Source organism: Halomonas garicola (assembly GCF_055382465.1).
Window position 1 is genome coordinate 2,051,679 of the sequence record NZ_AP043931.1, and the last position, 12,728, is coordinate 2,064,406.

At 64.0% G+C, this 12,728-nt stretch carries 13 protein-coding genes; 4 read left to right on the top strand and 9 right to left on the bottom strand.

Annotation, left to right across the window (positions count from 1 at the left end):
• Window positions 1-37: 37 nt before the first annotated feature.
• Together ACZ46Y_RS09915 and ACZ46Y_RS09920 are read right to left on the bottom strand one after the other, a co-directional pair.
• Complete coding sequence (locus tag ACZ46Y_RS09915; protein WP_311955256.1) at window positions 38-712, bottom strand: SDR family oxidoreductase; 675 nt, start codon at window positions 710-712, stop codon at window positions 38-40.
• 97 nt (window positions 713-809) lie between these two features.
• Window positions 810-1,907, bottom strand: coding sequence for a YkvI family membrane protein (locus ACZ46Y_RS09920; protein WP_311955258.1), 1,098 nt, complete (start codon window positions 1,905-1,907; stop codon window positions 810-812).
• 285 nt (window positions 1,908-2,192) lie between these two features.
• Here ACZ46Y_RS09920 and ACZ46Y_RS09925 point away from each other — a divergent pair, with 285 nt between their 5' ends.
• Entirely contained in the window at window positions 2,193-2,939 is a 747-nt protein-coding gene (locus tag ACZ46Y_RS09925; RefSeq protein ID WP_311955259.1) for a glutamine amidotransferase, read from the top strand.
• Here the strand turns inward: ACZ46Y_RS09925 and ACZ46Y_RS09930 are convergent.
• Entirely contained in the window at window positions 2,913-3,896 is a 984-nt protein-coding gene (locus ACZ46Y_RS09930; protein ID WP_311955260.1) for a DMT family transporter, read from the bottom strand. The two genes, ACZ46Y_RS09925 and ACZ46Y_RS09930, sit on opposite strands and share 27 nt — an antisense overlap.
• Window positions 3,897-4,025: 129 nt before the next feature.
• A complete protein-coding gene (locus ACZ46Y_RS09935) occupies window positions 4,026-4,460 on the bottom strand; it encodes a DUF3617 domain-containing protein (RefSeq protein WP_311955262.1) in 435 nt (144 codons plus the stop codon).
• A 188-nt stretch (window positions 4,461-4,648) separates the two neighbouring features.
• On the opposite strand from ACZ46Y_RS09935, the gene ACZ46Y_RS09940 reads away from it, so the two are divergent.
• A complete protein-coding gene (locus tag ACZ46Y_RS09940; RefSeq protein WP_311955264.1) occupies window positions 4,649-4,858 on the top strand; it encodes a zinc ribbon domain-containing protein in 210 nt (69 codons plus the stop codon).
• A 3-nt stretch (window positions 4,859-4,861) separates the two neighbouring features.
• On the opposite strand, the gene ACZ46Y_RS09945 is transcribed toward ACZ46Y_RS09940, so the two are convergent.
• From ACZ46Y_RS09945 to ACZ46Y_RS09960, 4 genes are all read right to left on the bottom strand, one after another.
• Complete coding sequence (locus tag ACZ46Y_RS09945; RefSeq protein ID WP_311955266.1) at window positions 4,862-5,692, bottom strand: ABC transporter permease subunit; 831 nt, start codon at window positions 5,690-5,692, stop codon at window positions 4,862-4,864.
• Window positions 5,689-6,615: an ABC transporter permease subunit gene (locus ACZ46Y_RS09950; protein ID WP_311955269.1), complete on the bottom strand. Its 927-nt coding sequence runs from the start codon at window positions 6,613-6,615 to the stop codon at window positions 5,689-5,691. The genes ACZ46Y_RS09945 and ACZ46Y_RS09950 overlap by 4 nt, the downstream gene beginning before the upstream one ends.
• Window positions 6,616-6,697: 82 nt before the next feature.
• Complete coding sequence (locus ACZ46Y_RS09955) at window positions 6,698-7,831, bottom strand: ABC transporter ATP-binding protein (RefSeq protein WP_311955273.1); 1,134 nt, start codon at window positions 7,829-7,831, stop codon at window positions 6,698-6,700.
• Between the two features lie 16 nt (window positions 7,832-7,847).
• Complete coding sequence (locus tag ACZ46Y_RS09960; RefSeq protein WP_311955274.1) at window positions 7,848-8,951, bottom strand: polyamine ABC transporter substrate-binding protein; 1,104 nt, start codon at window positions 8,949-8,951, stop codon at window positions 7,848-7,850.
• Between the two features lie 489 nt (window positions 8,952-9,440).
• Between ACZ46Y_RS09960 and ahpC the strand changes: the two genes are divergently transcribed.
• The gene (gene ahpC / locus ACZ46Y_RS09965; protein WP_311955276.1) at window positions 9,441-10,004 is read left to right on the top strand and encodes an alkyl hydroperoxide reductase subunit C; all 564 of its coding nucleotides are present in this window, start codon (window positions 9,441-9,443) and stop codon (window positions 10,002-10,004) included.
• Window positions 10,005-10,241: 237 nt separating this feature from the next.
• Entirely contained in the window at window positions 10,242-11,798 is a 1,557-nt protein-coding gene (gene ahpF, locus ACZ46Y_RS09970) for an alkyl hydroperoxide reductase subunit F (RefSeq protein ID WP_311955279.1), read from the top strand.
• A 153-nt stretch (window positions 11,799-11,951) separates the two neighbouring features.
• On the opposite strand, the gene ACZ46Y_RS09975 is transcribed toward ahpF, so the two are convergent.
• Window positions 11,952-12,725 (bottom strand): HesA/MoeB/ThiF family protein, encoded by a 774-nt coding sequence (locus tag ACZ46Y_RS09975; protein ID WP_311955281.1) that lies wholly within the window; start codon window positions 12,723-12,725, stop codon window positions 11,952-11,954.
• Window positions 12,726-12,728: the final 3 nt, after the last annotated feature.

The following is a 12,728-nucleotide window of genomic DNA, read 5'->3' on the forward strand; positions in this document are numbered from 1 at the left end:
GGCGCGCGGCAATACACGGCGGTCGACTCCGCCGTGGTTACCAGGGCAGCACCTCGCCATTGCTATGCCAAAAGCCGCCGCTATTCTCCAGCGTCAGCGCCTCGATACGCTTGGCGATACCCGTGGCGGCCTCCTCGGTGCTGATCATGCCGCCAAATTTGACCATGCGCGTCTGCACATAGCCCGGGTGAATCTGGGCAACGGCGACACCCCGCGGCTTCAAGTCCACGGCAAGCGACTTGCCGAAGGCGTTGAGCGCCGCCTTGGAGGCACGATAGCCGTAGCGCCCGCCGGAGTCGTTATCGGCGATGGAGCCCATGCGGCTGGTAATATTGGCGATCCTGGCGCCCTCTCCCAGGTTGCCAAGCAGCGTCTCGGTCACGCGCAGCGGTGCATAGGCGTTGATCTCCATCTGCGTGCGCATGGAGTCAAAGTCGAGCTCACCAAGCACCTCATCCTGCATCAGGCCGGCGTTATTGACCACCAGGTCCAGGCGGCGGTCCGCCAGCGCCTGCTTCAGCCGTGCCACGTCCTCTTCACGGGTCACGTCGATGCCCTCGATCAGCGTCTCGGCGACGTCTCGCAGCTCGGCCGCCTCCTCACCGCCGCTGCGGCACACGCCGATCACCGCCCAGCCGGCGGCATGGTAATGGCGAGACAGGGCGAGTCCGACGCCGCGGTTGGCGCCGGTGATCAGTACACTAGCTGACATATCAACTCCAGAGCAGGAAATGTGGGTACATGGGAGGTGGAGCCCATCCCTCCATCGTTCAAGCGGGAATGGGCGATGCTTGGCACTGCACAACGCATCAGCGGCTGGCGGCGCTCGCCAGCTGCGCCCTGCTGCGCTTACGCGTGCTGTTCCAACGAATGCCCAGGGCAACGATCAGGATCAGCCCCACCACGCCCAGCATGGGATAGACGGTGCCGATCAAGGCACTGAAACCGAACTGGCTGAGCACCAGCCCCACCAGGGTGAAGATGACGCTGAACAGCTTGAAACGAGCCGACTCCGGCGCGGCGAAGCGGGCGCTGAAGGCGAAGAACATGCCCACGGCGGTGCTGTAGATCATGCAGATCAGCGCCACCGACATCGCTATTGCCACCACCGGCGAGACCGCCGTGGCAAGCATCAGCGAGGGCATATCGACGCCGGCCAGGCGCTCAAGGTTGGCGAACAGGCCGATATTGAGCACAAAGATCAGCACGCCGAGCCCCACGCCGCCAAGAATGCCTCCCAGGGAGGCCTCGCGCGTATCCCGGGTCAGGCCGCCGATCACCGAGAGCATGGGGAAACCGACGGCGATATTGAACGACGCATAGAGCAGGGCGCCGATAAACCAGTGCGAGAACGGCCAGTCATCGCTGATGGTCGGTACCTCGGCGGCCGCGGCCTCCAGCGTCTGCAAAGACGCACTGCTGGTGAAGAAGGAATAGACGGTAATGGTCATCACCAGCAGCAGCAGTACCGGCATGATAACGCTGATCAGATTGATGATGCCGCGAACTCGCAGGCACAGGGTCAGGATGACCAGCACGCTGAGCAGCACGCCGCCAAACAGCGGAGGAAGGCCGTACTGCTGAGAAAAGATGGAACCGCTGCCGGCCAGCATCACCACCCCGACGCCGAACAGGAAGAAGGAGAGCGCGAGGTCAATGACCAGACCGGCACGCCTGCCGAAGAGCGCCTCCAGCACCACCTTGTGAGAGCTCGCCTGCAAGGTGGAACTCATCCGCGCGATCTGCATGCCGAGAAAGGCGAACAGCAGACCGCTGACCAGGGTGCCGGCAATGCCGATCACCCCATAGCCGGTGAAAAACTGCAGCACCTCCTGTCCCGAGGCGAAGCCGCCACCGATGATAATCGACATGAAGGTCATGGCGATCAGGAAAGGCTGTTTGCTCATGGAATGACACCTCACTACAAATGGCTTCTATGGCCCGTCCCAACCACGGGCCGATTCATCGCCAATCAATACAAGCGTTCCATTGAGCCCATCGCAGGCGGACCCGATTCGAGAGCACTGGCGTTGCTGTAGTGATTAGATGGGCGAGAGTATACGATAGGAAACTTAGTTTATTATCGGGAATATAGGCGCCAATCAGAAATAAACACTCCATTATGCGCCTTTAGTTTTACACGCTTGATTGTAAAACGTAGAGACCCTTCTCCCCCACTTCAGGAGACCCCCATGCCCCGCCTGCTAATCGTCAAGACCGGTGATGCCTTCCCCGAGGTGATCGAACAGTACGGCGACTTCGAGGCGTTGTTCCAAAAGATACTGGCCCGCCATGGCTTCGAAGCCGAGGTATTTGACGCACGCCACGAACCCTTGCCGGACCTGAAGGGCATCGACGGCCTCTATATTACCGGCTCCCACGCCATGGTCAGCGATGCCGAACCCTGGAGCGAGGCGCTCAAACCGTGGCTGGTCGCTGCCCGGGAGCGCAACCTGGCGATGCTTGGCGTCTGCTATGGGCACCAGCTGATGGCCGCCGCCTTCGGCGGTAAAAGCGACTACCATCCGGCAGGACGCGAGTCCGGCACCCACGAGGTGACGCTGACCGAGTCCGGCCGCGAGGACCCGCTGCTTAGCACGCTGCCGACCCACTTCCCCGCGCAGCTGACCCACGCCCAGTCGGTGCTCGAGGCACCCAGCGGATCGGTGGTGCTGGCCCGTAACGCCCACGACGCCTTTCAGGCACTGCGCTATGGCCCGCGCCAGTGGAGCGTGCAGTTCCACCCGGAGTTTACCCCCGAGGTGATGCGCGCCTACCTGGCCCGCCAGGTCGACGAGCTGCGCAACCGGGGTGAAGATGCCGATGCGCTGATGCGCGGCGTCATCCCCACGCCGGAGGCGAGCTCGCTGCTGGCAAGCTTCGCCCAGGCAGTAGCGATGCCCTCCCAGGGGTCAGTGGCGCTCACCCACCGGGGGTAAAAGATCGCCGTGCTCAAGGCTCTCTTCCGCGACCTCATCACGCAGGCGCCGGGTGTCCGGGGCACCCTCGGCCGCCTTGCGGCGCTGGCGCAGGAGATCACGCAGCGAGCTTGCCAGCATGGCGGCGACGATCATTCCACCGCCCACAAAGGCCAGGGGCGCCGGCACTTCACCGACCCACCACCACACCAGCAGGGTACCGACCAGGGTCTCGAGCAGCATGACCAGGCTGACCTCGGCGCCGGGCAAATAGCGCGCCCCGGTCTGGATCAGGAAATAGGCCAGCGGCAGCAGCAGCCCCATCAGCAGCAGACGCTGCATATTGTCGGCATCCGGCAGCTGGGCACCGCCTATCAACGCCGCGGGCAGCAGCATCGCCAGGCAACCCAGGGGCAGCACCACGGTGGTATCCAGGCCGCGCTTCCCGGCGCCGGGCCGGGAGCTCGCCACGCTGGTGTTGATCGCAATGGAGACCGGAATGATCAGCGCCACCGCCAGTCCCAGCAGGCTGCCCTGCCCCACCTCGCCGGCGGCCATCAGGCTGGCGCCGGTAATGCAGATCACGATCACCACCCAGGTCTGGCGGCGCAGCCGCTGGCGAAAGAACAGCAGGCCGATCAGCCCGGCCACCAGGGGCGCCAGGTTGAGCATGACCAGCACATTGCCCGCCGAGGTCAGGCGAGTCGCTATCACGAAGGCCCAGGCGCTGGCGGCAAAGGCAAGCGGGCACCAAAGCGCCGCGGGACCGCAGGCCAGCACCGCCTGTCCCAGACGCTCGCGATAGCGAGCCCCGGCGATCAGCAGCAGTACCAGGCCCAATAACAGCCCACGCCAGAACATGAAGGTGGCCACGTCCACCGTGGTGTCCTTGACCAGCAGCGCATCCGGCGAGAGCAGCAGCACGCCGCTCATGGTGATCAGATAGCCGCGCAGGCGAAACGGCAGCCGCTTCCACATGGTGCAATCTCCCAGGTTCGGAGCTATCGGGGGTATTAACGGTAGGGTGCCGGATGATCAAATCGCCTATGCGCCTCGGCCTGAACAACCTTCTCGCCGCGGCGCGTCAGCGCTTAGGGCCAAGGGCCGTCATTTGTCCTGGCACTCGCCCTGGTAGGTGCCTTCAATCTGGGTGTGCATAGTCATCTGGCCGATGTCGGATTCGGTGTCGATATCGATGTCGCCCTCGATACGCTCGCCCATGAAGCGCATTTCACCGTCGATCATGGCTTCGCCGTCGTCGGCGCTGCAGGCCATGGAGTAGCTCAGCCCGTCGGCGCGGATGTCCTGGTCAAGCAGCTCGCAGCCGTCCTCTTCCTCGATGAAGCCAAAATCGGCGCTTTCCAGATCTTCCGCGGTGATGCACTGGCTGTCGGTATCGGTGCGCTCGGGCATTTCCACGTCGCCCTCGACGTTGGTGACGCTGACGAACTCCCACTGGCCGGGCTTGATATCGGGGGTGTCGGCCTGGGCGGCGAGGGGCAGCGTGAAAGCGACGGCGGCGGCTAGCATTTTCATGTTCATGGTCATCTGACTCCCGGGTAAAAACGTGGCAATGTAGCTGGAAACAAGGCTTGAGAAAAGCCCATAAGGCGCTATCCTACCCCAATCCGGCCGCTACTGCTCGCCTGCAACGGCAAGCCGGCAAGGCTTTCCCCGGGTTTACTTTTTTACCCGAGCGCCGTTTCTGACACCCGTTCGCAGAGGCTTTTATGCACGACGATGCCCTGATAGCCCATGACTTCCACTGCCCCTATTGCGATAGCCCCCTGACCTTTGAGATCGACGCCTCCCAGGGCAGCCATACCACCTGGGAAGACTGCCACCAGTGCTGCGCTCCGATTCTGGTCGAAGTGGTGGTATCGCCGTTCAGCGGCGAGCTCGAAAGCGTGCGCACCGGGCGCGACGACGACGTGCTGTAACGCTCAGCCGCCGGGGCGCGCCAGGCTCGCCCGGCGCTTTTTCTCCCCGCGGCGCATGACGTACCAGGCCACCAGGGTCGCCAGCGACACCGCCAGGATGATCAGCGTGGCCAGGGCGTTGATCTTGGGCGACACCCCCAGGCGCACCGAGGAAAACACCACCATGGGCAGGGTGTTAGCCCCGGGACCGGAGACAAAGCTGGCGATGACCAGGTCGTCAAGCGACAGGGTAAACGCCAGCAGCCAGCCCGCGACCAGCGCCGGCGAGATGATCGGCAGGGTGACGGCAAAAAACGTCTTCGCCGGCGGCGAGCCCAGGTCCATGGCGGCCTCCTCGATGGAGCGGTCTACCTCGCGCAGCCGGGCCGCCACCACCACCGCCACGTAGGCGCTGCAAAAGGTGGTGTGGGCAATCCAGATGGTAGCCATGCCGCGGTCCGCCGGCCAGCCGGTCAGCGCGGCCATCTGCACAAACAGCAGCAGCAGCGAAAGCCCGGTGATCACCTCGGGCATCACCAGCGGCGCGGTGACCATGCTGGCAAGCACGGTCCTTCCGCGAAAGCGGTCGAAACGGGTCATCACCAGCGCAGCCGGCGTCCCCAGGCACACCGCCATGCTGGCGGCAAAAAACGCCACCTTGAAGCTGGTCCACACCGCCGCGAGGATCTGCTCGTCGCGCAGCAGCTCGCCGTACCATTTCGTCGAGAACCCCGCCCACACGGTCACCAGGCTCGAGGCGTTGAACGAATACGCCACCAGCACCGCCATGGGCAGGTAGAGGAACACAAGCCCCAGCGCCAGCGCGGCACCGCTGAACGACGGTAGTCGCCTCATGGCGCCAGCTCCCGGGACTGATGGCGGTGAAAGAGCACCAGCGGAATCACCAGCAGCCCCAGCATGATCGTGGCCAGCGCCGCCGCCACCGGCCAGTCGCGGTTAAGGAAGAACTCGTCCCACAGCACCTTGCCGATCATCAGCGTGTCCGGCCCGCCCAGCAGCTCGGGGATGACAAACTCCCCCACCGCCGGAATGAACACCAGCATGCAGCCCGCCACGATGCCGCCGGTGGAGAGCGGCAGCGTCACGGTGATGAAGGTGTTGAAGCGCCGAGAGCCAAGATCCGACGCCGCCTCCAGCAGCGTCATGTCCAGCCGGGTCAAATGCGCATAAAGCGGCAGCACCATAAACGGCAGGTAGGCATAGACTATGCCCACCACCACCGCAAACTGGGTATTGAGCAGGCGCAGCGGCGCGTCAATCACGCCAAGCCCGAGCAGCAGCTGGTTGGCAAGCCCGCTGTTGCTCAGGATGCCCATCCAGGCATAGATGCGGATCAGAAACGACGTCCAGGACGGCAGCATCACCAGCAGCAGCAGGACCAGCTGGGCGCGCGGCCGGGCCCGCGCCATGGCCCAGGCCATGGGATAGCCCAGCAGCAGGCACACAAGCGTCGATAGAAACGCCGTTTTCACCGACCCCCAGTAGGCCGCCGCGTACAGCGAATCGCTGAACAGGAACAGGTAGTTGCCCAGGTTGAGAAACACCCGCAGCGTGCCGTCCACGTACTCGGCAAGCGGCGCGTAGGGCGGCACGCTGATCGCCGCCTCGGACAGGCTGATTTTCAGCACCAGCGCAAACGGCAGCAGGAAAAACAGCGAAAGCCACACCAGCGGCAGCGCGATCACCGCCCGGCGCCCGAGCGATAAGCGCCCCGGCCGGGCAGCGAACAAAGCGGAAAGTCGGGAGCGAAAGGACATGGTCGGCGTCACTCCAGGGGGCAAAGCTAAAGTGGTAAAGCCAAGGTGATAAAGCCAAGGCGGTGGCAAAAGACGGGCCGGACTAGCGGTTCAGCACGATGGTGCTGTGATCTTCCCAGTACACGTACACCCTATCCTCCCAGGTGGGGCGGTCGCCCCGGCGCTCGGTGTTGGCCATGCTCACCTTGAACAGCGTGCCCCTGCCGGTGCGCACGTAGTACAGCGAAAATCCGCCGAGATAGGCGATGTCCTCCACCACGCCCTGTTCCCAGTTGTACGGCGCGTCGGGGCGCTTTCGGGTGAGCCAGACCTTTTCGGGGCGCAGCCCGGCCCAGACCCGGCGCTCGGCGGCCTGGGTGGTCACCCCGTGATCGATGTACAGCGGGCGCTCAAGGGCCGGGCTTGCGATCCGGCAATGGTCGGCGGCGTCTACCTCGATCTCGCCTTCGAGCAGGTTGAGCGTGCCGATGAACTCCGCCACCGTGCGGCTGACCGGGCTTTCGTAGATATCCACCGGCGATCCCACCTGTTCGATCCAGCCGTCGGCCATGACCCCTACGCGGTCGGCCATGGTCATGGCCTCTTCCTGGTCGTGGGTGACCATGATGCAGGTCACCCCGACCTGCTCGATGATTTCCACCACTTCCAGCTGCATTTCGGTACGCAGCTTCTTGTCCAGCGCCCCCATGGGCTCGTCGAGGAGCAGAAGCCGCGGGCGCTTGGCCAGCGAGCGCGCCAGCGCCACCCGCTGGCGCTGACCGCCGGAAAGCTGGGCGGGCTTGCGCCGGGCAAAGCGCTCCATGTGCACCAGCTTGAGCATCTTCGCCACCCGGGCGCGGATGTCGGCCCTGGGCAGCTTGTCCTGCTTGAGGCCGAAGGCGATGTTCTGCTCCACGCTCAGGTGCGGAAACAGCGCGTAGGACTGAAACATCATGTTGATCGGCCGGCGGTACGGCGGCATCCGGGTAATATCCTCGCCGTCGAGCAGGATGCGCCCTTCGCTTGGCGTCTCGAAGCCCGCCAGCATCCGCAAAAGCGTCGACTTGCCCGAGCCCGAACCGCCCAGCAGGGCAAAGATCTCACCGCGCTTGACCCGAAGATTGACGTCGTCCACCGCCACCGCGTCGTCAAAGCGGCGCGTCAGGCGCCGGATGTCGAGCACCGTGTCTTCGGCAAACCGCGGCGTCTTGCCGGCGGCGGTGGCAGGCGTCGTCATGCCCTTCTCTCCTGACTCAGCGGCCGGATTTTACCCGGTTCCAGATGCGCGTACGGGCACGCTGCACGTCCCGGGGCTTTTCGTTGGCTACGTAGAGCTTGTCCATGACGTCGTCGTCCGGGTAAATCGCCGGGTCGTTGAGAATGTCTTCGGGCATGAAGTCATCAGCCGCGGCGTTGGGGTTGGCGTAGCGCACGTACTGGGTAATCTCCGCGGCGATTTCCGGCTTGAGAATGAAGTTGATGAAGGCGTGGGCACTTTCCGGGTTCGGCGCGTCGGCGGGAATTGCCATCATGTCGAACCACAGCGCCGCGCCCTCCTTGGGGATGGTATAGGCAATGTCGAAGCCGCGCCCGGCCTCCTCGGCGCGCTCGACGGCCTGGAAGACGTCGCCGGAGTAGCCCGCCGCCACGCAGATATCGCCGTTGGCCAGATCGCCGATGTAGCGCGAGGAGTGGAAGTAGGTCACGTCGTTGCGCACCTTGGCGATGACCTCGCCGCCGGCCTTGAGGTCATCCACGTCGTTGCTGCGCGGATCCAGGTCGATATAGGCCATGGCCGGCGAAATCATTTCGTCGGCGGAGTCGAGCATGGCGATCCCGCAGCCGGCCTTGTTCAGCGCGCCGGTTACCTCGGGGTCAAACAGCAGCGCCCAGCTGTCAAGCGGAGCGTCGTCGCCGAGGATCTCGGTCACGCGGTCGACGTTGTAGCCGATGCCGTTGGTGCCCCACATGTACGGCACCGAGTAGCGGCTGCCGGGGTCGACCTCCTCAAGCTCGTCGAGGAGCCGGGTATCGAGGTTTTCCAGGTTGGGCAGCTGTGAGCGGTCGAGCTCCTGATAAACGCCGGCGCTCAGCTGGCGGCTCAGGTAGTGGTTGGACGGCACGACCACGTCGTAGCCCGAGCGCCCGGCCAGCAGCGCGGCGTCCAGCACTTCGTTGCTGTCGAACACGTCGTAGGTCACGTCGATGCCGGTCTCCCGGGTAAACTTTTCCAGCGTGTCCGGCGCGATATAGTCCGACCAGTTGTAGATCCGCACTTCGTCGGCCTGAACGGACGCCGCCGTCACGGCACAGACAAGCGTTGCCGCCATCAGCGGTAGTTTGTGCAGCTGCCCCATAGCATCCGCTCCTTTTTTATACGTTTGATATTGGTAAGCCGATATTGATACGCCTGATACTTACTTACGCACGATGCTGTTGCCTGCCGGCTGGCCGGTATCTTCACTGGCCCCGTATCGTCACTGACCCGGTATCGTCACTGACAGAGTAGCGGATTTTGCGGTCAGGCAGCGCTCACCGCAAGCGCTCGCCGGCAAAAACTTGCATTTGCCCGGCACGCCCCCATGTCCTTGTCAGGCGGCGGCCTTTTGCCAATAAGCCGCCGCCTTGCCAACACCCACACCGCCAGTTTTCCGCTTCGAGCCCGTTTGCCGGCTGACGCTCGCCTGAGAGCGACGACATGACTACCAAGTGCACAAATAGCCTATAGCTATGGCGATTTATGATTTTTCTCAATTTTATTAATCGCGCGGCAACGGCTAAAGTAGTTACCACGAACTTGGCAATACCCGCTTGAAGCAACCGTCATCAACCAGGAGACGTTTTTTATGTCCTTAATCAATACCGAAGTTAAACCGTTTAAAGCCACAGCCTACCTCAACGGCGAATTCGTCGACGTCAGCGAAGAAGACCTCAAAGGCAAGTGGTCCATCTTCTTCTTCTATCCGGCGGACTTCACCTTCGTCTGCCCCACCGAGCTTGGCGACCTGGCCGACCGCTACGAGGAGTTCAAGAAGCTGGGCGTGGAAATCTACAGCGTTTCCACCGACACCCACTTCACCCACAAGGCGTGGCACGACAGCTCCGAGACCATCGGCAAGCTGCAGTACCCGATGCTCGCCGACCCGACTCACACCGTATCGCGCAACTTTGAAGTGCTGATCGAGGAAGACGGCGTCGCCGAGCGCGGCACCTTTGTTGTCGACCCCGACGGCAAGATCCAGATCATCGAGCTCAACGCCGGCAACATCGGCCGTAACGCCGAAGAGCTGCTGCGCAAGGTGAAAGCCGCCCAGTACGTCCGCGCTCACCCCAACGAGGTTTGCCCGGCGAAGTGGGAAGAAGGCGAAGAAACTCTGGCACCGTCGCTGGACCTGGTCGGCAAGATCTAAGCCGGCCTGCGCCCTGGCACCCGGGCCCGGCCCGGGTGCCCCACCCCATCACGGCGGGCTTGGGTTTGTGCCCCGGCGGCCACGCCTTTCAGCGGGCCCAAACCCAAGCCCGGACGCCAAGTCTCCCTAACTACCCGAACCCCATGAAACGGCCGCGTTGATAACGGCGCGTGCGGCGCCTCGTGCCCGTTTCATCCCTTATTACGCACCGTCAGCGACTGCGAGGAAGCGATCGACATGCTGGATGACAACCTGAAACAACAGCTCAAGGCCTACCTGGAAAAAGTGACTCAGCCGTTCGAGCTTGAAGCCTCCCTCGATGACGGCGCCAAGTCGCAAGAGCTTGCTGAGCTCCTGGAAGAAATCAGCGGCCTGAGCGACAAGATTACCCTGTCCATGGACGGCACCGACGCGCGCAAGCCGTCGTTTGCCATCAACCGCCCGGGCGAAGACACCGGCGTGGTGTTTGCCGGCATCCCCCTGGGCCACGAGTTTACCTCCCTGGTGCTCGCGCTTCTGCAGGTCGGCGGTCATCCGCCCAAGGTCTCCGAGGAGACGCTTGAGCAGATCAAGTCCCTCGACGCCGACATGGAGTTTGAGACCTACTTCTCGCTCTCCTGTCAGAACTGCCCTGACGTGGTCCAGGCGCTCAACCTGATGGCGATCTACAACCCCCGGATTCGTCACGTGGCCATCGACGGCGCCGTGCACAAGCAGGAAGTCGACGAGCGCGAGATCATGTCGGTGCCCAACGTCTACTTAAACGGCGAGCCTTTCGACCAGGGCCGCATGAGCCTGGAGCAGATTCTCGCCAAGGTGGACACCGGCGCGGCCGAGCGCGAAGCGCAGAAGATGAACGAGAAAGCCGCCTTCGACACCCTGATGATTGGCGGCGGCCCGGCCGGCGCCGCGGCGGCCATTTACGCCGCGCGCAAGGGCATCAGCACCGGGCTTGCCGCCGAGCGCTTTGGCGGCCAGGTGGCTGATACCCTGGGCATCGAGAACTTCATTTCGGTCTCCAAGACCGAAGGCCCGAAGCTCGTCACCGCCATGGAGGAGCACGTCAAGGACTACGACGTGGACATCATGAACCTGCAGCGGGCGGTAAAACTCACCCCGGCGGAGAACGAGGGCGGCCTGCACGAGGTAACCTTCGAATCCGGCGCCACGCTCAAGAGCAAGACCCTGGTGCTGGCCACCGGCGCCCGCTGGCGCGAGATCAACGTCCCCGGCGAAAGCGAGTACCGCAACAAGGGCGTGGCCTACTGCCCCCACTGCGACGGCCCGCTGTTCAAGGGCAAGCACGTCGCGGTGATCGGCGGCGGCAACTCCGGGGTCGAGGCGGCCATTGACCTTGCCGGCCTTGTCGGCCACGTGACCTTGATCGAGTTCATGGGCGAAATGCGCGCCGATGCGGTGCTGCAGAAAAAGCTCGAGAGCCTGCCCAACGTGGACATTCTATTAAGCGCCCAGACCACCGAAATCACCGGCGACGGCAGCCGCGTCAACGGCCTGACCTACAAGGACCGTAACACCGACGAGACCCACCACGTGGAGCTTGAAGGGGTCTTTGTCCAGATCGGCCTGGTGCCCAACACCGAGTGGCTCAAGGGCTCGCCGGTGGAAATGAGCGCCCACGGCGAAATCATCACCAACGACAAGGGCATGACGTCCATTCCCGGCATCTTTGCCGCCGGCGACGTCACCACCGTGCCCTACAAGCAGATCGTCATCGCCATGGGCGAAGGCGCCAACGCCGCCCTGGGCGCCTTCGACTTCATCATCCGCAACTGATGGTTGCCGGCCGGCAGGCACCCTGCCGGCCACGTTTCCCCCTGACGCTCAGGCACCCCCAAGCCTGACGTCTTTTGCCCGCCCTCTCCGGCGGGCTTTTTTTGGGCGGGCCGTTTTGCTTCTTCGCAGGCTCGCGCTAAACGGTGGCACCTATTAGCCGGTACTCGCCAGCGGGCGCCCCCGGCACACCGCGCAGTCGGGGTCTCGGGGCAGTGTGAAGTGGCGCCACTGCCCGGAGAGGGCGTCAAAGGCGGAAAGGCCGCGGTGCACGCTGCCCGTGCCGCTCAAAAGCTTGAACGCTTCCACCGCCTGAAAGGTACCGACCAGGCCCACCAGCGGCGCCATGACGCCGTTTTCCGCGCAGGTCATGGCTTCGTCGTCGTCGCTGTCGTCTGGCGGGTAGAGGCAGGCGTAGCACGGGCATTCGGGGTCCCGGGGGTCAAACACCGCCACCTGGCCGGAAAAGCGGATGGCCGCACCCGAGACCAGCGGCACGCCGGTGGCCTGGCTTGCCGCGTTGACTGCGTAGCGGCTGGAAAAGCGGTCGGTGCAGTCCAGCACCACGTCCGCCGTGGCCACGAGCTTCTCCAGGGCCTCGCCCAGCAGGTGCTCACCCACGGCGGTGATCTCGCAGCCGGGGTTGATCGCGCGAAAGGTGTCCCGGGCCGAGTCGGCCTTGTTGCGCTCCAGATCGGCCTGGCCGTGGGCCACCTGGCGCTGGAGGTTGGAAAGCTCCACCTCGTCGGAGTCGACCAGGGTCAAACGCCCGACCCCCATGGCGGCAAGGTACATGCCCGCCGGCGAGCCCAGCCCGCCGGCTCCGATAATCACCGCGTGGGCGTCCAGCAGGCGCTGCTGGCCGCCGATTCCCACCTCGGGCAGCATGATCTGACGGCTGTAGCGCAGTAGCGCCTGGTCATCCATCATGGC

Coding starts and splice junctions, on each gene's coding strand:
- ACZ46Y_RS09915 (WP_311955256.1), bottom strand. CDS start 712: ATGTCAGCTAGTGTACTGATCACCGGCGCCAACCGCGGCGTCGGACTC.
- ACZ46Y_RS09920 (WP_311955258.1), bottom strand. CDS start 1,907: ATGAGCAAACAGCCTTTCCTGATCGCCATGACCTTCATGTCGATTATC.
- ACZ46Y_RS09925 (WP_311955259.1), top strand. CDS start 2,193: ATGCCCCGCCTGCTAATCGTCAAGACCGGTGATGCCTTCCCCGAGGTG.
- ACZ46Y_RS09930 (WP_311955260.1), bottom strand. CDS start 3,896: ATGTGGAAGCGGCTGCCGTTTCGCCTGCGCGGCTATCTGATCACCATG.
- ACZ46Y_RS09935 (WP_311955262.1), bottom strand. CDS start 4,460: ATGAACATGAAAATGCTAGCCGCCGCCGTCGCTTTCACGCTGCCCCTC.
- ACZ46Y_RS09940 (WP_311955264.1), top strand. CDS start 4,649: ATGCACGACGATGCCCTGATAGCCCATGACTTCCACTGCCCCTATTGC.
- ACZ46Y_RS09945 (WP_311955266.1), bottom strand. CDS start 5,692: ATGAGGCGACTACCGTCGTTCAGCGGTGCCGCGCTGGCGCTGGGGCTT.
- ACZ46Y_RS09950 (WP_311955269.1), bottom strand. CDS start 6,615: ATGTCCTTTCGCTCCCGACTTTCCGCTTTGTTCGCTGCCCGGCCGGGG.
- ACZ46Y_RS09955 (WP_311955273.1), bottom strand. CDS start 7,831: ATGACGACGCCTGCCACCGCCGCCGGCAAGACGCCGCGGTTTGCCGAA.
- ACZ46Y_RS09960 (WP_311955274.1), bottom strand. CDS start 8,951: ATGGGGCAGCTGCACAAACTACCGCTGATGGCGGCAACGCTTGTCTGT.
- ahpC (WP_311955276.1), top strand. CDS start 9,441: ATGTCCTTAATCAATACCGAAGTTAAACCGTTTAAAGCCACAGCCTAC.
- ahpF (WP_311955279.1), top strand. CDS start 10,242: ATGCTGGATGACAACCTGAAACAACAGCTCAAGGCCTACCTGGAAAAA.
- ACZ46Y_RS09975 (WP_311955281.1), bottom strand. CDS start 12,725: ATGATGGATGACCAGGCGCTACTGCGCTACAGCCGTCAGATCATGCTG.